This is a genomic window from Chryseobacterium sp. GW821-FHT04C04 (genome assembly GCF_059420365.1).
Genome location: NZ_JBWKTO010000001.1, coordinates 943,129 through 963,429 on the forward strand (window position 1 = coordinate 943,129; position 20,301 = coordinate 963,429).

Consider the following 20,301-nt stretch of genomic DNA (forward strand, 5'->3'; position numbering starts at 1 on the left):
TTCTACTTATTTCTTGATTAATTTAGCATTCGCCGTTTTATTCGTATCCGTTTTTATCATCACCAGATAAGCTCCCTGAACCAAAGCCTGGGTATTGATCTTAGTCACTCTGTTCTTGGTTTTTATACTTTGAAGCTGTCTTCCACTCATATCATACAAGAGAATATCAGCATCTTTAAAATCAAAACCGATTTCTACATAAGCATACTCTGATACTGGATTCGGATAGATCTTGATGTCGTATTTTTCGATCAATTGATCAACTTGCTTGTCTCCCAATTTCACAATCTTCCAGTTCTCTTTGCCAAGCTCTTCCGCACTGGTTCCTGCCAAAACAATGGAACCATCTCTGTTGAGTTTTAAATCGGAAAGCCTTTCCTCTTTTTTTCTAGATTCTCCGGTGATATGCTTTCTCCACTGTTCATTGCCATTTTGATCTAAGTACAGCATCCAGAAGGTTTCGTCATCTGTTTCTATTCTTCCTTCAGCCTGAGTGTAGCCCCCCAACAATACTCCTTTGGAAGACTTGTCATCAGCAGAATGAAGGACACTCATACTCATTAAAATATCACGGTTTTTGAAATTGTAGGATTTTTGCCACTGTTCATCTCCTCTTTCATTTAAAGAAATCAACCATAGGTCTGTACCTTCTTCAATTCCAACTGTTTTATTTCCTGATCTTTCCGATCTGGATTCGCCACCAATGATGAAGCCACTTGAAGTTAAAGCCAGGGTTCTGATGTGATCATCTCCTTTCCCTCCAAAGTTCTTTTCCCATTCTACTTTTCCGGTTTTGTCTAGCTTGACAATCCAGTAGTCACCTTCTCCGAAATTTTCAGTTTGTTTTGAGGTTGCAGATAACAGGTTGCGGGTTGCAGGTTTTTCAGACGGAGTATTACTATTGGTCGTTGATTGCTGATGAGTTGTTTTAACGGATCCGCTTCTAGAATAAATTCCCAGTAATGCTCCACCATCTTTCGTGGGAATCATTTTCTCAACTTCGTCTAAACCTTTTCCGCCTAAAATCAGTTGGGATAATTCTTTTCCGTCTTTATCCAGCCTTGTAATCAAGACGTCTTTGGAACCGTAACCTTTTGCAGCATTTTGTACATTCCCGGCAACAAAAAATCCTAAGTCGGTCGTTTGAATCACAGCTCTGGCTTCTTCATCGGAAGAACTTCCCAAGGTTTTCTGCCATAGTTCATCTCCAAATTCATTGATTCTGATCAGCCAGATATCTGATCCTCCTTTAGAATCCTCTTTTTTATCCAGTCCCTTTCCTGAATAGGTGGTTCCTGAAATTAAAAATCCACCATCCTGAGTAGTAACGGTTGCTGATAAATAATCATGGTTGGTTCCGGAGAAATATTTTTCCCAGACTTCATTTCCTTGCTGGTTGAGTTTTACCAGATGGAAATCGTAACCGTTGTTTTGCTTTTGGCTGCTGGCTGCTTGCGATTGGCTTTTAGACTGTATAGAACTTCCTGTAATAAGATATTGTTGGTCTATAGTTGTGGTGACCTGGCTGAGAAAATCCTGGGTAGAGGATCTGATGTCTTTCTGCCATACCACTTCCTGGGCAGATGTACCCAGAATAGCGCATAGGGTTAGCGCACCGAGATAGATTTTTTTCATTCTCGTGTTTTTGTTTATTTGAGTTAATAATTAGTTATTTAAAACCTTGCAAATTTAACATTTTTTAAGACATAAAATTACTTTCATGTGGTATGTTGTAAATCATACTTTTAATAATTAAATCTTCTTTATGATGTATTAAATTTGTCTTATTCTGATGTAAAATTATCTCTGCGCAGCGACAAAACTTGTCGTATAAAAAAATCTCACCAGAACTTCAGCCCAAATCATGAAATTATATTACAAAAAATCAATATTATCATCAATTTTTAAACAATAATAAACAATCTCTATATTATATTTAATCATTTCATTATCAAGTATTGACATGCTTTATTGTTATTAATAAGTTTACTTTATGATGAGAAAAAACGATTACCAGAAATTGGCATTTATGGTCACATTACTGACTATTTTATTGGCCTATCAGAAATATACCAGCAAGGAAAAAGAACCATTTCCTGAAGTTACATTCATATCCGACTCTTCCCTATCTTCCAATCTATCAGATTTCGACCCCAACCTATTGGACAAAGAGCAATGGCATAAGCTTGGATTTTCAGAAAAGCAAGTCGCTATGATTCTTAAGTATAAAAGTATCGTAGGGGGAAAATTCACTTCAAAAGAACAGTTGAAAAAATGTTATGCTATTTCTGAGGAAAAATTTAGTGAGTTGGAAACTTTCATATTACTTCCCGAAGCTGCAGAAAAAGGAAATTCAAAGAAATTGAATACCGCAGCAAAAAAAGAAATTACTATTACGGGAAAATTCAATCCTGATCAGTTTTCTGCCAGCGACTGGCTCAAAATGGGCTTCAGTGAAAGGCAGGCAGAAGCCATTTTAAAATATAAAAATTATCTGGGTGGAAGTTTTATCAGCAAAGAGAAGTTTAAAGAATGTTTTATCATTTCACCGGAAAATTACGGTAAACTAGAACCCTATATTTTACTACCGGCAAAAACTCCTGAAAACTTCAGGAATGTCTCAAACAATAATTCGGTTAAAACCAAAATTCAATACCATTCTTTTGATCCTAATCAGCTGGATTTAGAAGGTTGGAAAACACTTGGATTTTCAGAAAAACAAGCCGTTACCATCATCAATTACCGTGACAGGAATTTGCGGGGAAGCTTTAAAAATATGGAAGATCTGCAGAAATGTTTTGTGATTTCTCCAGAGAAATTTCAGGAGCTGAAACCTTATTTTAAACTTCAGGAAACACAGCAGGAAAAAACAGATTTTTCTAAAACCGATCTCAATATGATTACTTTCAAACAACTTATAGAATTTGGCTTAGATGAAAGAAGTGCCGGTTCCATCATTGGTTTTCGAAAGAGACTGGGTGGCTTTGTCAATAAGCAACAGATTGTAAACACCTATAATATTGATCAGGATCTTGTTCAAAAATTGATCTCAATAGCGCCACCATTGAATACTTCAGATGTTCCAAGATATTCATTAGTAGATGCTCCTGAGGAATGGCTTAAAAATCATCCTTATTTCAAGTATTCTGCAGATAAAATCATATTTTACCGGATCAGCAATCCTGATGATAAAAAAATATGGAAATTCTTAAAATTAAAACCTGAGTATGAAGAAAGAATGAGATTATATGTAAAATAACATAATCCCTTACAAAAAAACTGAATTTCAAACATTCACCCTACTTTACTTAGGATTTTAAAGGATCAATGAATCCCTGATAACAACTATTCCAAAATATTATATTGGAATAGTTATTTATCATCTGAAGCAGGATTCTAAATTTTAGTGGTGCATATAATTACTGGGACCATTGGTCCCTTCAATCGATTCCGGCAGAATTCCATATCGATCCCGTAAATTCACTGTACCTAATGTTTTTCCTGTATTGATATCAATTATACTGATAGTTCCGGAATTGATGTTAGGGATATCCAATAAATTATTTTGTACTGCTACAACCTCTTTTCCTGATTTGGTTTTAAAGAAGGCCATATGGTGTGCTCCTTTATCTGCGTTAAAAGTCTTTAAAAGTTTGAGTTGGGGAAGATTGCTTAAATCAAAGACAAGCACTTTTCCGGGATCTGCAAAACTCACATACAGTTTGTTGGAATCATCAATATACATTTCGAGCGCCCAGCCCAATCCTTGTGTGCTTCCTTCAAAAATTTTACTGAAAGTATCATATTTTTTGGTTGTTGTATTGTATGGAGCAATCCAGATATCTCCTCCAAGCATTGTTGTAGCAAGTGCATATTGTGGAAATTTTCCACGCAATAATAAAACTTCAACAGGACTGGACATATCAGTTGGCGAGTCTGCTACCTGATAGGTCTCCTTGAGTTCATAAGTATTGAGATCTAATAAAGTACACGTATTCCCTACGCCGGTAGTAAGATCCGGGTGAATGGTAGAGGTTACCATCATTAATCCCTTTTCTTCATTAATTGAAATACCGTGTGGATACATTATGAATTGGTTAGGATTAGCTTGAATTGGTGCTTTAATTGTTTTAATAAGCTGATTATTACTAGCATTAAAAACACCTATGCTACCATCTTTCGGACCTCCTGCCCCACCCATAAAGGTCATAAAATACCTTCCGTCATTGGTGAAAAATAAATTCTCTCCTACTGTATTCTCACCGGTATCAATAGGGATTGCATTTATTAGTTTTGGCTGTCCATTCTTGTCTTCTTCCGTCTTTATCTCATAGAGATAACTGCCTCCCAAAGCAGTTGTGAACATTTTTTTAGCATTTTGATTATAATAAATATGATGCGGCAATACGCCAACACCCAGTTCAAGCCTGCTGCTGATATATCCGAAATTTGGAGCTTCAGGATCAAGTTCAATAACGGCAATTCCGTCTGGTAATCCTTTTAGGCTTCTGTAATCAATGTAAAACGAAGAATCATGTGGATGATCCGAATTATGGTTATCATCATGACAGCTGGTGAATATCACCAAAGTAACAAATAAAACAGCGGTATTGAATTTTAATTTCATGATTTTCAGGTTATAGTTATTATTGCGATAAATATAACACATTTTAAGTGTGAAATAAAATATATTACACTAAAGTGTGAAAAATTAACAAATAACTACAAATTCATTTTCAGTTGTTTATACTGAAATTGATGAATAGAAAACCATTAAAATATCTGCTGTGCGTTAGTCTATTGTTTTGCTGGAATCAGAAAGCAAAGTGTTCAAAGTATTCATTTCATCTTCTGTCATATCTCTCCATTTTCCGATTGGGAGATCAAGTTTGATGTTCATGATACGGATTCGTTTCAGTTTTTTCACTTCATATCCAAGATATTCACACATTCTTCGGATCTGTCTGTTGAGTCCCTGGGTAAGGACAATTCTGAAGTTCATATCATCAATCTTCTCTACTTCACATTTTTTTGTCACCGTATCCAGGATAGGAACTCCATTCCTCATCTTTTCAAGGAATCTTGGAGTGACAGGCTTATCTACACGAACAATATATTCTTTCTCGTGATTATTACGGGCTCTTAAAATTTTATTAACGATATCTCCATCATTGGTCAAAAGAATAAGTCCTTCACTTGGCTTATCCAGCCTTCCGATAGGAAAAATTCTTTTCGGGTGGTTGATATAGTCTACGATATTATTTTTTTCGCGCTTTGTATCTGTAGTACAAACGATTCCAACCGGTTTATTAAAAGCTATATATATAGGCTTTTCTTCAGACTCTCTGATCGGCTTCCCGTCTACTTCTACAAGATCTTCGTCAGAGACTTTTGTTCCCAACTCAGGAATTGTTCCATTTATTTTAATTCTCCCTTCTTCCAAAAGTTTATCTGCCGCTCTTCTTGAACAGTATCCTACTTCTGATAAATATTTATTGATGCGCGTTTTTTCCATTAGTCTTTTCCGTAGCCGGTATAATTTTTATTGCTGAAAATGGTAATTCCATAGCTTAAGCCTATAAAAAAACCATCAGCTCCATCTTTTAGTTTATGTGATTCAAAAACAATTCCTCCTTCCTGACTTAATCTTTTTGAATAAGAAACCTGCATTCCAAGTCTTCCACCCCAAAATTCTGTATCTGAAATAGCAGAATGATTAAGTTGCTTTCCGTAATTGATATCTATATAAAAAGGTCGTTCCCCGGGAGAAAAAATAATCTTCGGCTGAATAACCCAATAAATCAAATGATAATGATCTTGTATAAAGCTATATTTGAACCCTGTTCCCAGTGCAAAGTTAGGAAGAAAATTATAACCTCCTATAGCAGTGATACCATAAGTCAGATTTCCTAATGATGATCTGTTCTCAATATACTGCGAATTGTTAGTCTGAGTCTTCTTATTAATATTAAAACCCACATTAAGGGAAGGGTTTAAATAAAAGTCCATTTTTGATTTTCCTGTATCTACCTCTTGAGAGAAGGTCTTATAAAAAATACATACAAATAAAAAAAAGGATAATTTTATTTTCATTGACCTTCAAATCTGTAATCGTTATTTAAAAACTGATCTGTAGCATCTTCAATAGCATATTCTCCAATTTTTGTACGTCTTAGTTGCGTCAGGTAGGCACCTACTCCCAATTCCTGCCCGATATCATGTGCCAGACTTCTGATGTATGTTCCTTTTGAACAGCCTACTAAAAAGCTAATCAAAGGAAAATCTATTTTAACATCCTGGATATAATGAATAGTAGTTTTTCTGGACTTCATCTCCACTTCTTCGCCGGCTCTTGCCAGATTGTAAGCTCTTTCACCATCAATCTTAATGGCTGAGTAAATGGGTGGCTTCTGTTCGATTTCTCCAACAAATTTTTCCAGGACTTCTTTTACCTGTTCTTCAGAAATATGAGTGATTTCCTGATGAAGAATCTCGGGTTTTTCAGTATCATAAGATTCGGTTTGTACACCAATCTTGATCTCTGTCCAGTATTCTTTGGGAGCATCCTGAATCTCAGGAATTTTCTTCGTGAATTTCCCACAGCAGACAATAAGAAGCCCTGTTGCTCTGGGGTCTAAAGTCCCCGCGTGTCCTATTTTGAATTTTTTAGGAAGGTCAAACTCCCTTTTAAGCTTATATTTCATTTTATTGACAGCCTGGAAGGAAGTCCAGTCCAAAGGCTTGTCCAATAAAAAAATGTATCCTGATTTCAGTTCTTCAGCAGTCATGAATGGGTATAATGATGAGTAATTTCTTATTTAAAGAAATAAAAATAAATCAACAGAGCAATTCCAACAAAAATACGGTACCAGCCCCAAGGTTTAAATCCATATTTATTAAGCACTCCAATGAAGGCCTTAATAGCGATAAGTGCTACAATAAATGCTACAACATTTCCAATCAAGAAGATCATGATGTGATCCTGTGAAGACATAATCATTTCATATCCTTTCTGCGGATTTGCGGTTTCTTTTCCCCAGGTTTTAACAAAAACTGAATATACAGTTACTGCCAGCATGGTAGGTACTGCAAGGAAGAAAGAGAATTCGGCAGCTGCTTTTCTGGTAAGTCCCTGTGTCATCCCTCCAATGATAGAAGCTGCACTACGGCTTGTTCCCGGCATCATCGCAAGACATTGCCAGAAACCAATAGTAACGGCTTTTCTTATGGTAATTCCTTTTTCGTCATCAATTTTTGGATTTTTAAACCAATTGTCTGCAAACAGCAAAACAACACCTCCTAAAACCAATACTGAAGAAATAGCAATCTGATTACCAAGAATCGCTTCAATTTTATCATCAAATAAATATCCTAATACCAATGCCGGAACTACAGCAAAAGCCAGTTTAAAATAGAATTGAATATTATTTAAGTCAAAAAACTTCTTCCAGTATGCTACTACCACAGATAAAATGGCTCCAAACTGAATAGATACCTGAAACATTTTTAAAAATTCTGTTTCTTCCAGCCCCATAAGGTTAGCCGTAAATCCCATGTGTGCGGTAGAAGAAATCGGAAGATATTCTGTAAGCCCCTCTACAATGGCAATAATAATTGCTTTGATTAAATCCATATTCCTTTAAAAAATTAAAAGATTAAAAGATTTAAGAATTAAAAGACTGGCTATTGCCGAAATAAATATTAATCATTTGATAGATGAAATTGTATTACTGGGTATACATTTTCAAATTAATATTTAACTGAATCTTTTAATTCTTAAATTTTTTAATCTTAAATAAAATTATTTAATTTATTTTCTTTTTAAGATAGCATACACTTCTATTACAAATCCAATAACAACAAACAGAGGTGCTATTCTGATTCTTCTGATAGAAAAGATACCGTCATTCCATGAGTTTGGGTCAAATTTCCCATCTACCGTATTGGCATCCGGTCCCATCATCAGTAGAAATCCTACTACAATGAATGCTAGTCCTATCAGCATCCATTTGAAATTCTGCTGCCCAAAATAGAAAGAGTTTTCTTGTGGGACTTCTGCTTCATGTCCAAAGTCTGAAGCGGAAAATTTATTTGTTTTTTTGCTCATTGTTAAGAGTAGTATAAATCGTCAACGTTTGATTTTAAGAATCTCCATGTAGCGAAAATTGTACTTAAGACAGAGATAAAAACTCCTACTCCAAGTACTAAGATCACTAACCAGAAGTACTGGTTGTTGTCCTGTACGAAAGCAGAACCAATCTGGCTTGTGAAATAATACCAAACACCTCCTAAGGCAAGAAGACCAATTAAAGAACCAATAGCTCCTAAAATAATGGCTTCTATAATGAAAGGTTTAAGGATAAATCTTCTTTTCGCTCCTACCAGCTGCATTGTTTTAATAATAAATCTCTTCGAGAATATTTTCAGACGGATAGAGTTGTTGATCAAAACAACCGCCAATATCAGGAACAGAACAGAAAATCCTAAGATCCACTTTAAAATTCTGCTCAGGTTATTGTAAACATCCACCATTAAAGTGCTGTCATTTTTCACATCAATAATCCCTGGAACAGATTTGATTTCTTTAATTGCTTCATCAATTTTTGCCGGATCTACAAATTCTGGTTTTAAAGCAACTTCAATGGAAGAAGGGAAGATATTTTCTTCAAACAATGCATCACTGTCAATTCCCATTGTTTTCTTGGCTTCTTTTGCAGCCATGCTTCTTGAGATATAAGTCGCTTTTTTTACAGGAGCTAATGTCTGTACCTTTTTAAAAGTTTCTTCCTCTAGTTTTGCAATTTTCACAGAATCTTTAGCATCATAATTTTCATCAAAGTAGGCGTTCACCACCAATTGTTCTTTGATATAGTCAGAATATTTCTGGGCATTAATTAAAATAAGTCCCATTAACCCTAACAAAAATAACACTAAGGCAATACTTATCACTACTGTAATATTGCTGGACCGAAGCCTTTTCTTATTAAATTCATCTACAGATTTAGCCATTAATATTAAAATTTTTGGCTAAAATAGAAAAAATCTTCCGAAATTTGGGACGAAAAAAAGAAAATCACTGTTAATAAAATCATAAAAAACGTTGAGTGTAAAAGCAAAAAAGCATCTTGGTCAGCACTTCCTGACAGATGAAAATATCGCAAGAAAAATCGTAGAAGGTCTTAGTTTTGAGAACTATAATAACATCATGGAAGTAGGTCCCGGAATGGGAGTTCTTACCAAATATCTTCTTGAAAAAGATCAGAACATCTATCTTGCAGAAATCGATACAGAATCTATCGAATACCTGAAAAACAATTATACAAAGGTTACTGAAGAAAATTTTGTAGGAGATTTTCTGAAGCAGGATTTCAGTTTTATCAAAGATGATCAGATTGCCATCATTGGAAATTTCCCCTATAATATTTCTTCACAGATCTTGTTTAAAATTGTAGATTATTACGAGCTGATCCCCGAAATGGTAGGAATGTTTCAGAAAGAGGTAGCTCAAAGAACGGCTGCCGTACCGAGAACTAAAGATTACGGTATTCTTTCTATTCTGATACAGGCCTATTATGATGTAACCTATATGTTTACAGTACATGAGAATGTCTTCAATCCGCCGCCAAAGGTAAAATCCGGGGTAATCCGCCTTACAAGAAATCCAAAAGATGGTCTTGCAGGCAACGAAGTTCTATTTAAGCAGATTGTAAAAGCAGGTTTCAACCAAAGAAGAAAAAAGCTTTCTAATGCTTTAAAAATATTAAATATTCCTGAGCCATTAAAAGGACATGAATTTTTAGATAAAAGAGCTGAAGAACTCAGTGTAGCAGACTTTATATACTTCGCCAATCTCTGGAAAGACAATAAATAAGACCTGAAAAAGCTCCTGATCGGGAGCTTTTTTATTGGATTAAAGATCTTATTTTTTTTAAAAGCAGAAAGCCTTTCAAAATAAATCTGAAAGGCTTTCTTTTATATTACATTATCAATTTTAATTTCTGTTTTTCAGCATAATCCATCCTGACCAATTCATCTGAGCTTTTGATTTTGGATACTCAAAATTAAACTTATACCAGTATGTTGCTGTTGGAAGTCTCTTCCCTCCTACGGTTCCGTCCCAGATAGGAGCTTCTTTTGAGAATCTGAACATTTCCACTCCGTATCTGTCATATACAGATCCTGTAAAGTTTTTAAAATCCCCAAGAGCTTTTAGATCCAATACATCATTGATTCCGTCTTCATTCGGAGTAATAATATTATTGATCTGCAGTGTAAAGAACTCAAGAGATCCTACACAATGTGTCCCTACTCTTCTTACTAAAACCGTGTAGTTGGTATTATCCAAAAGATTGGTAAACACATTGGAAGCCTGCCAGCTGATTCCGTTATCAAGAGAATATTCCAATGTGCTTGGTAAATTGTTCATTGGAGGGTTCTCAGCAGTGATCGTTACTGTTTTTTTGATGCTTTCATAGTTTAAAGCGGTAACAAAAGGAGTAGCTGCTCCCATTACTTTAACCTCAAAGATTTTCTTACAAATCCCATTATCAATTTCCACGGTATAAATTCCCCATTGGTCTACAACAATTTTCTGCGTGGTAGCTCCTGTACTCCAAAGATATTTATAGCCTGTGCCTGCACCTGCATCTAAAGTCACTTTATCACCAATACACATTTCAACATCTTTCAATGGTGAAGTGATTTCCGGAACAACTTCGATTCTAATAGTTGCCGGATTCAGAGATTTACAGCCTTTTGGTCCAAGTGCGTATACTGTAAATGTTGTAGTCTGGTACAAAGTAACAGTCTGCATATTGCCAGTTCCCATAAAGTTGCTCCAAAGATAGGTATCTCCTCCTTCAGCAGTAAGGGTTACAGATTCTCCCGGACAGATTTGCATTCTGGAAGCTTTTACTTTAGCTGTTGGTGTTGCTTCTTTCTGTAATGTCAGTTCAACCATTTTGCTGCAGAACCCGCCATTAGAAACTACCACATAAAGAATTTGACCATCGTTTCCATTATAATTTAATGGAGTCTGAATATAATTGTTATTCTGCGCAACTGCATCAGCCTGATTTGCATAGAATTTGAAGATAGCTCCTGGAGTCGGGCTTATCGCCGGCATAATGGTACTTAAATCAAAAGTGGTAATATCCGGTGTTGTACAAAGCAGTAATGTTGCATTCTGAGCCTGTGGAGTTGTTCCTCCGTGAATCTGGATGGTTGCTTTACCCGGACATGGATTCCCCGGAACGCTTACTTCAATAGTATAGGTACCTGGTTGTATAGCCGTAATAGTATTGGTCGTGGCATTCGGTACCGGAGCACCATTAAAATACCATTGATAGACAAGGTTAGGATCATTTACTGAAGCAGTGATTACCTGAGGTACGTTGTCACAAACATTGATATCAGAAGGTAATTTTGTCCCTGCAGGATCTAAAAGGTCTACTCCAATATTGAAAGATCCACCTTCCAGGAATACAGCAGAGTCATAGCTATGGTCACTGTAATCGGCAATTACCATTTTAAAGTGGTATTGCTGCCCAGCTACTACTGTTGCTGTAGCAGTCAATGGAATTGTTCTTCCATTAAAGTTCGTTTCAACATTACCTGTGTTATAACCTGCAAAATACTGTTCATTTACCGCACCACAACTCCCTGCTATTGCCGGGTGGATATTGGTAATACTTACCGGTCCCGCTCCTCCCGGAAGTATAGCCATATTCACATAAGGCCCTCCTGAAGTAGGTCTAAGTAAGATTGCAAAAGCATCTGCAAAGGTACAAGGGAATGAACCTGTATATTCTTCAGATGCAATCAAATAATTAAATTTAATCTGACTTGTAGTAGGAACGAAATCAAATTCCAAAAGCACGGCATCATTCAATCTACTTTCTACTACCCCAATAATTTGTGCAAGATCAGCATCTGATCCTCCACCATTGACATCACTAAGTCCACCTTCGAAGGTATTACCAGCTCTTCTCGCATATCCTGTAGAAAGGATAAGCCCATCTTTAAAAGGAAAGTTGGTTGCAGCTTTATGAAAATATCCCCAGGCTCTGTCTGCATCACTTGCAGCATGATTAGGAGTAATCTTCACATTACTTACATTGGGAGTCAAACAGGTATTGGTCCCGGATGAGATCAATACATCTTTTACCATTTTCTCTATAGTGAAACTAGACTCAGGATATGACGGGGCATTCACATCAATAAAAGCACCTGCTCTTCTTGATAGAGCTGTACTCGTTTCTTTTGCCTGCTTCCTTGGCGGCTGGTTTTGTGAAAATAAAAAAGTCGAAATGACTAAAAAAAATAAACAAAGCGGTAGATGTCTTCTCATAATATTTTTGTTTCAACAAATTTAATTTTTTTTTAAATATCTCATATACATATTTGTGTTTTTTACGACAAAAAAACAAAATAAGAACCTTTTACAGTAAATTTCCGTTAATCAATCCCTATCCGTTCAACCCCTATATAATGTGGTAGCATCGTGTTACAAATTGTTTTAACATATTTATCCCCTATTTTAAATAATTCACAAAACACGATAACAGATATTCTTAAAAATAACAAAATCTTCCATTACTGAAAGATTTTGTTGTTTATTTTATATTTAAAAAAATATCTAATTTCTGTTCTTTAGAAGAATCCAGCCTGAACGTTGTTCCATTTTCTTACTGGCCGGGTTTTCCCATTGTACCCTGTACCAATAAGTACCTGTAGGAAGATTGAGACCTTTTAAAGATCCTTTCCATATAGCATCCCCTTTTCCAGCTTTGAATACTTCCGCTCCGTATCTGTCGAAGATAGAAGCTGCGAAATCTTTATATCCGCTGATTCCTGTAAAATCGATGGTATCATTTATACCATCCATATTAGGGGTAATAGCATTACTGATAACGAATGTGAAATAATCCAGTGAAGTACCACATTTAGCGCCTTTCACTCTTACCATCAGAGAATACGTTGTATTATTCAAAATACCTGTAAATACATTTGATGATTGCCATGTCAATCCTCCGTCTATTGAATATTCTAAAGTTCCTCCAGTAGGATTGCTTGCTGTAAGAGTAAGGATATGATTATCATACACCACATTTGTAAACTGTGGCAAATCAGGATTGATCAGTTGCGCAGAGAACGTTTTGGAACAAACTCCATTGCTGATTATCACAGAGTACGTTCCCGCAATACTAGTAGTAATTGTTTGAGTCGTTGCTCCTGTACTCCATACGTAAGTATAATTTGGTCCTGAACCGGCATCAAGAGTACCCTTGTCTCCAGCGCAGACAAATACATCTTTCAATGTAGAAACGATTGCCGGAACTACTTCAATAGTAACTTTAGCGGGGTTCACAGAACTACATCCGTTTCCTCCCAATGCATATACTGAATATTCTGTCGTTATTGTAGGCGTAACTACCTGAGTATTTCCATTTCCGGTAAGTCCGATCCAGTTATAAGTAATTCCTCCGGTGGCTGTCAATGTTACAGATTCTCCTTCACAAATTTTTAATTTGGAAGCTGTAAGACCTGCTATAGGCGGACCTACCTGAACAGTTACCGTTGCCGGTGTTGCAGATATACATCCATTAGCTCCCACAGCAAATACTGTATATACTGTAGTGTTAGTAGGTGAAACAACCTGAGTACTTCCGTTTCCTGTAAGACCATTACCCCAGTTGTAGGTTACCCCTCCTGAAGCAGTCAATGTTACAGATTCTCCCACACAAATACGCGGTTGTGATGAAACAAGTGCAGCCACAGGTTTTACTTTATCTTCCTGTACAGTTACTGTTGAAGTAAAAGTACAGCTTAAATTTCCTGGCTGTGATACATTCGTAACAGTTAAAGTATAGGTACCACCCGCGCTTACAACAGGAGTAAGTGTATTACCTCCTGAAACAATGGTTCCTCCGGTTGTTGTCCATGCAATGGTAGATCCTGCAGGTACTACAGAAGTTGAAGCATTAATTGTAATCTGAGGGGTTGTACAGGTAATTGTTTGTGGCGCAGCAATCGTAAGGGTAGTTTGAGGCGTGCTCAATAATTGAAGAGACACCACATAGCTACAACCTCCATTACTTACCAATACATAAATCGTCTGGTTTGCTGGCGGAGTATATGTCGTAGGAGTTGCAATAAAGTTTCCGTTAGCAGCATTGGCATCAGCCTGGTTTATATAATAGGTAAAGGTAACTCCTGCGGTAGTCGTGATCTGAGGTTGTGCCTCTGTAAGATTATAGGTCAATCCTGGTTGATAGCACTTGTGCAATATTGCATTCTGTGCAGTAAAAGGTTCTGATACTTCAATCGTTATAGTAGCAGGATTTTGAGATACACATCCATTAGCTCCTACAGCTGTAACGGTATAAGTTGTTGTAACGGTAGGCGATACAGTTTGTGTATTCCCTGTTCCCGGAAGTCCATTACCCCAATTATAGGTAGCACCTCCTGAAGCGGTAAGTATTGCAGAATCACCTTTACAGATTTTCAATTTGTTTGAGGTAAGTCCGGTAACTGGCGGAGCGCTGTTTCCTGTTACAGTTACATTGCCCACAACAGTACAACTGAGATTTCCGGGCTGATAAATTTTTGTTATGGTTAAAGTATAAGTTCCCGCAGCATTGATAACAGGATTTAAAGTTGTTCCTCCTGAAACAATATTTCCTCCTGTAGTTGTCCAGTTGAACGTAGCACCGGTCGGATAAACCGAAGCCGACGCATCCAGCGTAGTCTGAGAACTAGCGCAGGTTAGTACTATCGGAGGAGCTATTGACACTGTCATTTGTGGTGCTTTTATCAACTGAAGCTCGGCTACTTTTGCACAGAAACCGTTTGCTACTCTCACATATACTGTTCCCCCTGCGCTCTGGTAAGTTGTTGGAGTAGGAATTGTATTTGTATTTCCTGCATTGGCATCTGCCAAGGTCGTATAATATGAGAATACAGCTCCCGGAGTTGTACTTATTGAGGCTTGTGCTGATGTTAAATTGAATGTGGCATTTCCGGCAGCATAACAAGCTGTCAAGGAAGCATTTTGTACGGTAGGTGAAGTTCCGCCTACTACTGTAATGGTAGCTTCTCCCGGACAGCTATTTCCCTGAATAAAAACTTTAACAGTATATACCCCCGGTTGAGTCGCTGTATAGCTTGCATTGGTAGCCCCGGCAATAGGATTGGTTCCTAAATACCACTGATAGGTTATGTTGGCTCCCTGAACAGAAGCCGTAAAAGTCTGCGGTGTATTATCACACATATTTACAGAAGCGGGAAGCTGTACTCCTGCCGGATCAAGGATCTTTACTCCAATATCGAATGACCCTGCTTCTAAAAATACGGCAGAATCAAAGTTGGGATCCTGATAGTCTGCCAATACGATTTTAAAGTGATACGTTTCTCCTGGAATTACAGTTGCCTTTGCTGTCAGAGGGATTGTACGTCCATTAAAATTGGTTTCAATCTGAGCGGTATTTGTACCTCCGTAATAGGCTTCATTCTTAGGTCCACAGTTTTGATATTGCGGGTGAATATTTGTAACACTTACTGCTCCTGCTCCTGCAGGAAGTACTGCAAGATTGGTGTAAGTAGGGTCAGATGCTTTTTTCAACAGCAAGGCAAAACCATCAGTGATGGTACATGGAAAGTTTTGCTGATATTCTTTTGATGCAAATAAATATCTGAAAGTAATTTCGGTAGAAGCTGCCACAAAATCAAATTCTATAGAGGTGGCATTGGTAAGATTATTATTACCAATTCCCAAAGCATTTGCCAGATCTATATCTCCTCCTGTTCCCAGATCATCACTTAGAGTTCCCTGAACAACATTTCCTGCTTTATTGGCATATCCTGTTGAAAGGATGATCCCTTTACTGAATGGGAAATTGGTATTTGATTTATTGAAATATCCCCAGCTTCGGTTCTGATTGGTAGCAGGTAGATTAGGAGATACAGTTACGTTACTTACGCTGGAATTTGTACAAGTACCTCCTGATATAAGAACATCTTTTATCAGCTGGGTAATAGGATAGCCGGATTCTGGATAACTTGGTGCATTCACGTCTATAAAGGCGCCCGCTCTTAAAGAAGCCGCTTTAGGTTTTGCAGCAATTTCTACCCTTCCTTTATTTTGAGCCAAAACAAAGTTCCCCATGAAAGCTAAAAATAACGCTAAAAATAAATTTCCTCTCCTCCTATTTAACATTTTATATTATTTTAAACAAAAATACTATTTTTTTTGATTGAAATTCAAGTTAACACAATTTACATTATTACTAACGCAAATTTATTTATGTTAGGATATCAACTTTGTTTATTTTAAAATAATAAAAAAAGACTGACAAAACAGCCAGTCTTTCTATTATCATTTAATATGGTTTAAATTATTCTATATTTTTAAGGAGTATCCATCCGGTTTTCACGGTTATCTCCTTACTTGCAGGATCTTCAAAGGTTACCTGATACCAATAGGTTGAAGTAGGAAGTTTCTTACCCTGGAAATATCCATCCCAATACGGTGTCATCTTCTCTGCTTTGAATACTACTCTTCCATATCGGTCGAAGACTTGACCACTGAAATCTTTATAATTAACCACTCCGCTGAAGTCAATGATATCATTAACATTATCTCCGTTTGGAGTAATGACATTTTTCATAACAAATGTAAAGAACTCAAGGAAACCTACACAGCTCGTAAATTTCACTCTCACTCTGATAGCAATCACTTTATTTTTAGGAACATTGTTAAATACATTTGATAACTGCCAGGTTACCCCATTATCTATTGAATATTCCAATATACCATTACTAGGATTACTAGCAGTAAGGATCATGGTTCCTTTGTCATTATAATCTACTTTTGTGACTTCAGGAATCACCGCTTTTATCACCTGTGTTTTGAACTCTTTTGAACATACTCCATTACTTATCATTACAGAATATTCTCCCGGAGTTCCTACAGTAATGCTCTGGCTTGTCTCACCGCTACTCCATTGGTAAGTATATCCAGGTCCTGAACCTGCATCCAGGATAATTTTATCTCCCTGACAGATATGACCGCCTTTTAAGTTTGAAACAATAGCTGGTACTACTTCAATCGTAATACGTGCCGGCTGTAAAGATTTACATCCCTGTGCTCCGATGGCATACACCGTATATGTAGTGGTCTGAGTAGGGCTTACCGTTCTTATTCCCCCAGTAGTGCTTGAAGAATCACTCCATTGATAGGTCACTCCACCGGTTGCTGTTAACAGTACAGATTCACCAGCACAGATTTTTAATCTCGGAGCTGTCACTAAGGCTGTTGGAGTTTCTTCTTTTCTTAACGTTAAGGTTGCAATCTTGCTACAGAAAGCACCATTGGAAACCAGTACATAGAGTATCTGTCCATCTGTCCCCGTGTAATTGGTCAGATTGGTAATATAGCTGTTATTTTGAGCCTGCGCATCAGCCTGATTCGCATAAAAACGGAATACCGCTCCCTGCGTTGTACTGATCAAAGGTTTAGCTGTTTCTAAATTAAAGGTACTGAGCGTAGGTGTTGTACAAAGTTTAAGCTCAGCATTCTGTACGGTAGGACTTGTTCCTCCGATAATGGTAATGGTTGCTTCACTAGGACACTGATTGCCCGGAACCATTACTTTTACAGTATATACTCCTGGCTGGGTTGCAACATAAACAGCGCTGGTTGCTCCCGGAATGGCTACTCCGTCTTTGTACCATTGATAAGTCATTCCCGGAATGGCTGCTACTTGTGCTTTCAGCTGTTTTGGTGTATTGTCACACATGTTGATGCTGCCAGGCAATACCACGCCGGTTTCATCTACAATCTTAATTCCCACATCAAAAGATCCTCCTTCCAGAAATACTGCAGAGTCATGAGAAGGGTCCTTTGCATCTGCCAATACCATTTTAAAATGATAGGTCTGCCCAGGAATTACATCTGCAACTGCCGTTAAAGGAGTTGTTCTTCCAAAATAATTAATAACCAAATGCGGATTTGCCAAGGCTCCGAAATAACTTGCATTGATAGGACCACAGCTGAATCCGTTCCCTGCAGGAACGATATTAGTTGCACTTACGGGTCCAGCGCTTCCCGGCAATATGGCAAGATTAGTATAAGTAGGATCTCCAACTTTCTTTAACAATAATGCAAAAGCATCAGAATACCCGGTACAAGGATAATCTGAAGTATATTCATCAGAAACAAATATGTAATTAAATTTCACCTGATTGGAATTCGGGACGAAATCGAATTCAAGAGCTACAGCATCTGTCAAGCTCACCGTAGCTCCAGTAGCGGTTACAAGGTCTGCATCACTCCCTGTTCCTACTGACTGCCCAACAGCAGCTACATAATTGTTACCAGCTTCTGAAGCATATCCTGTAGTCAGAACAATCCCATCTGTAAAAGGGAAACTTGTTGTTCCTTTATGAAAATATCCCCAAAATCTGTTGTTATTAGTCACATCATGATTAGGAGATACAGTAACATTCGTTACATTGGCTGTCGTACAATTCGTACCACCATTGATCAGAATATTTTTCACCAATTGCTCCGGAGTATAGTTGGACGGAGTATAAGGAGGAACATTCACATCTATAAATGCACCAGCCCTAAGACTGGCAGCAGAAGGTTTTATCTTTTCTGATTTTCTGACAGGTCTCGTTTGAGAAAATGCAGCAACAGAAATCAATAAAAAAGAAAAAAGGAAAAAATAGTTTTTTAGTCTATAGATTAACATTTTGTTTTCATTTGTTCAAATGTAGCAAAAATAATTATACTAAATCAGCCTTCAGTATGACTATTTCACAAATGAACTTCTAGATTCATAACTTTTATTTCTTATTGTTACATTTTCCGTAAATTATTCAAAATTGGAATTATCCCTAAAAAAACAGATCAATGATATTGATCTGTTTAATTTTATTCAAATAATTTAGTTATTTTATTGATCTTTTTTCAATTGATCGATCTCATTCTGCAGTTGCGCGATGATATCTTTTAAACCTTTTATTTCGTTCTTATTGGAAGTCACATTGCTTTTAAGAATTACATTTTTTGCTCTTTCATTATGATCTTCCTCCTCCTCGTCCTCGTTGATTTCTTCAATATCTTCACTGATTTCTTCAATGTCTTCCTGGATATCTTCTATATCCTCGTTGATTTCTTCAATGTCTTCACTGATCTCTTCAATATCCTCACTAATTTCCTCAATATCTTCCTGAATGTCTTCAATATCCTCCTGGATATCATCAATTTTTTCGTGACTTTTATTGACTGACATCTGAATAAAAATAGCCAGATAAATAGCTTCCAGAGAAAGTACCGTAGTAAGAATCAGAAGCATTTTGTCAAAATCTACAATATTCAGCATCGGAAGCAAAAACGAAGTAAGGAATAGCAACGTATGTACGATCAGGGACTGAATAGATCCTATCCACGAGGTAATACTGTCTGCAATCTTTTCAAGAACTTCTGTTTTTTCGTTATATTTTTTCATCCTTTATATTGTTACAACAGTTCTTTCGTTACGCCTAATCCAAACAATGCAAAATCATATTTTGCCGGATCATCTTTATCAAATTTTCTAATGGCATTATCAAGCTCCTCTACTGTTTTCCAGTCATTCTGAGTTCTGGAAACCAATCCTAATTTCCTGGAGATATTTCCGGTATGCACATCCAAAGGAATGGAAAGGTTTTTCTGGTTGATATTCTCCCAGATCCCAAAATCTACACCTCTTTTATCTTTACGCACCATCCACCTCAGAAACATAATAATCCTTTTGGCAGAAGAATTTTTGTAAGGTGAACTGATATGTTTATGACTTCTGTGCTTTTCTGTTTCCAGAAATCCACTTCTGAATCTTTCTATCGCATGGAGAAAATTATTCTCTGAGTTTTTTACTTCAAATAAACTTTCCAGGCTTTCATTTTCTTTATAAATCCTATTGAACTGTCTGATAAAATAGGAAAAGTCCTGTCCATTGAAAGTTCTGTGAATGCTTTTATCCTGAATACTTTCCAGGTCTTTTTCTGAATAATTCATCACAAAATCATAGGGAGAATTTCCCATCATATCAAGCATCTTATCCGCAGAATTAATAATCGATTTTCTGTTTCCCCAGGAGATGGTAGCTGCCAGAAATCCTGCAATTTCCACATCCTGTTTTAAGGAAAAACGGTGGGGAATCTGTATAGGATCATTTTCAATAAAATCAGGAGCGTTGTACTGATCTGCTTTTTCGTTAAGAAAATCTCTGAGTTCTTCAAATTTCAGCATATCCA

The 20,301-nt window shown here is 36.8% G+C and carries 15 protein-coding genes; 2 read left to right on the forward strand and 13 right to left on the reverse strand.

All coding sequences use genetic code 11. The features are described from left to right. Positions 1-6: 6 nt before the first annotated feature. Positions 7-1,635, reverse strand: coding sequence for a T9SS type A sorting domain-containing protein (locus AC07UM_RS04295; protein ID WP_494682327.1), 1,629 nt, complete (start codon positions 1,633-1,635; stop codon positions 7-9). Between the two features lie 358 nt (positions 1,636-1,993). On the opposite strand from AC07UM_RS04295, the gene AC07UM_RS04300 reads away from it, so the two are divergent. Continuing rightward, the gene (locus AC07UM_RS04300; RefSeq protein WP_494682326.1) at positions 1,994-3,259 is read left to right on the forward strand and encodes a helix-hairpin-helix domain-containing protein; all 1,266 of its coding nucleotides are present in this window, start codon (positions 1,994-1,996) and stop codon (positions 3,257-3,259) included. 144 nt (positions 3,260-3,403) lie between these two features. Here the strand turns inward: AC07UM_RS04300 and AC07UM_RS04305 are convergent, their stop codons facing one another. The 7 genes from AC07UM_RS04305 to AC07UM_RS04335 all read right to left on the reverse strand — a co-directional run bounded on the left by AC07UM_RS04305 (position 3,404) and on the right by AC07UM_RS04335 (position 9,009). Next, positions 3,404-4,627 carry a YncE family protein gene (locus AC07UM_RS04305; protein WP_494682325.1) on the reverse strand — a complete coding sequence of 408 codons (1,224 nt, stop codon included), beginning with the start codon at positions 4,625-4,627 and terminating at the stop codon, positions 3,404-3,406. A 165-nt stretch (positions 4,628-4,792) separates the two neighbouring features. Continuing rightward, positions 4,793-5,515, reverse strand: coding sequence for a 23S rRNA pseudouridine(2604) synthase RluF (gene rluF / locus AC07UM_RS04310; protein ID WP_494682324.1), 723 nt, complete (start codon positions 5,513-5,515; stop codon positions 4,793-4,795). Continuing rightward, positions 5,515-6,009 carry a hypothetical protein gene (locus AC07UM_RS04315; RefSeq protein ID WP_494682323.1) on the reverse strand — a complete coding sequence of 165 codons (495 nt, stop codon included), beginning with the start codon at positions 6,007-6,009 and terminating at the stop codon, positions 5,515-5,517. The genes rluF and AC07UM_RS04315 overlap by 1 nt, the downstream gene beginning before the upstream one ends. 80 nt (positions 6,010-6,089) lie before the next feature. Next, positions 6,090-6,788, reverse strand: coding sequence for a tRNA pseudouridine(55) synthase TruB (truB, locus tag AC07UM_RS04320; protein ID WP_494682322.1), 699 nt, complete (start codon positions 6,786-6,788; stop codon positions 6,090-6,092). A gap of 26 nt (positions 6,789-6,814) precedes the next feature. Beyond that, positions 6,815-7,633 (reverse strand): undecaprenyl-diphosphate phosphatase, encoded by an 819-nt coding sequence (locus AC07UM_RS04325; RefSeq protein ID WP_494682321.1) that lies wholly within the window; start codon positions 7,631-7,633, stop codon positions 6,815-6,817. A 177-nt stretch (positions 7,634-7,810) separates the two neighbouring features. Beyond that, positions 7,811-8,107, reverse strand: coding sequence for a DUF3098 domain-containing protein (locus AC07UM_RS04330; protein WP_494682320.1), 297 nt, complete (start codon positions 8,105-8,107; stop codon positions 7,811-7,813). 2 nt (positions 8,108-8,109) lie between these two features. Then, positions 8,110-9,009: a cell division protein FtsX gene (locus AC07UM_RS04335; protein WP_494682319.1), complete on the reverse strand. Its 900-nt coding sequence runs from the start codon at positions 9,007-9,009 to the stop codon at positions 8,110-8,112. Positions 9,010-9,100: 91 nt separating this feature from the next. Here AC07UM_RS04335 and rsmA point away from each other — a divergent pair, with 91 nt between their 5' ends. Beyond that, a complete protein-coding gene (gene rsmA, locus AC07UM_RS04340) occupies positions 9,101-9,871 on the forward strand; it encodes a 16S rRNA (adenine(1518)-N(6)/adenine(1519)-N(6))-dimethyltransferase RsmA (protein ID WP_494682318.1) in 771 nt (256 codons plus the stop codon). Positions 9,872-9,991: 120 nt separating this feature from the next. Here the strand turns inward: rsmA and AC07UM_RS04345 are convergent, their stop codons facing one another. The 5 genes from AC07UM_RS04345 to AC07UM_RS04365 all read right to left on the reverse strand — a co-directional run bounded on the left by AC07UM_RS04345 (position 9,992) and on the right by AC07UM_RS04365 (position 20,296). Then, positions 9,992-12,349, reverse strand: a complete 2,358-nt coding sequence (locus tag AC07UM_RS04345; RefSeq protein ID WP_494682317.1) for a choice-of-anchor L domain-containing protein — start codon at positions 12,347-12,349, stop codon at positions 9,992-9,994. A gap of 288 nt (positions 12,350-12,637) precedes the next feature. Continuing rightward, positions 12,638-16,216: a choice-of-anchor L domain-containing protein gene (locus AC07UM_RS04350; RefSeq protein ID WP_494682316.1), complete on the reverse strand. Its 3,579-nt coding sequence runs from the start codon at positions 16,214-16,216 to the stop codon at positions 12,638-12,640. 178 nt (positions 16,217-16,394) lie between these two features. Then, positions 16,395-18,755 carry a choice-of-anchor L domain-containing protein gene (locus AC07UM_RS04355; RefSeq protein WP_494682315.1) on the reverse strand — a complete coding sequence of 787 codons (2,361 nt, stop codon included), beginning with the start codon at positions 18,753-18,755 and terminating at the stop codon, positions 16,395-16,397. 204 nt (positions 18,756-18,959) lie between these two features. Continuing rightward, a complete protein-coding gene (locus AC07UM_RS04360) occupies positions 18,960-19,514 on the reverse strand; it encodes a DUF1003 domain-containing protein (RefSeq protein ID WP_494682314.1) in 555 nt (184 codons plus the stop codon). An 11-nt stretch (positions 19,515-19,525) separates the two neighbouring features. Beyond that, positions 19,526-20,296: a TIGR02757 family protein gene (locus tag AC07UM_RS04365; protein WP_494683055.1), complete on the reverse strand. Its 771-nt coding sequence runs from the start codon at positions 20,294-20,296 to the stop codon at positions 19,526-19,528. Positions 20,297-20,301: the final 5 nt, after the last annotated feature.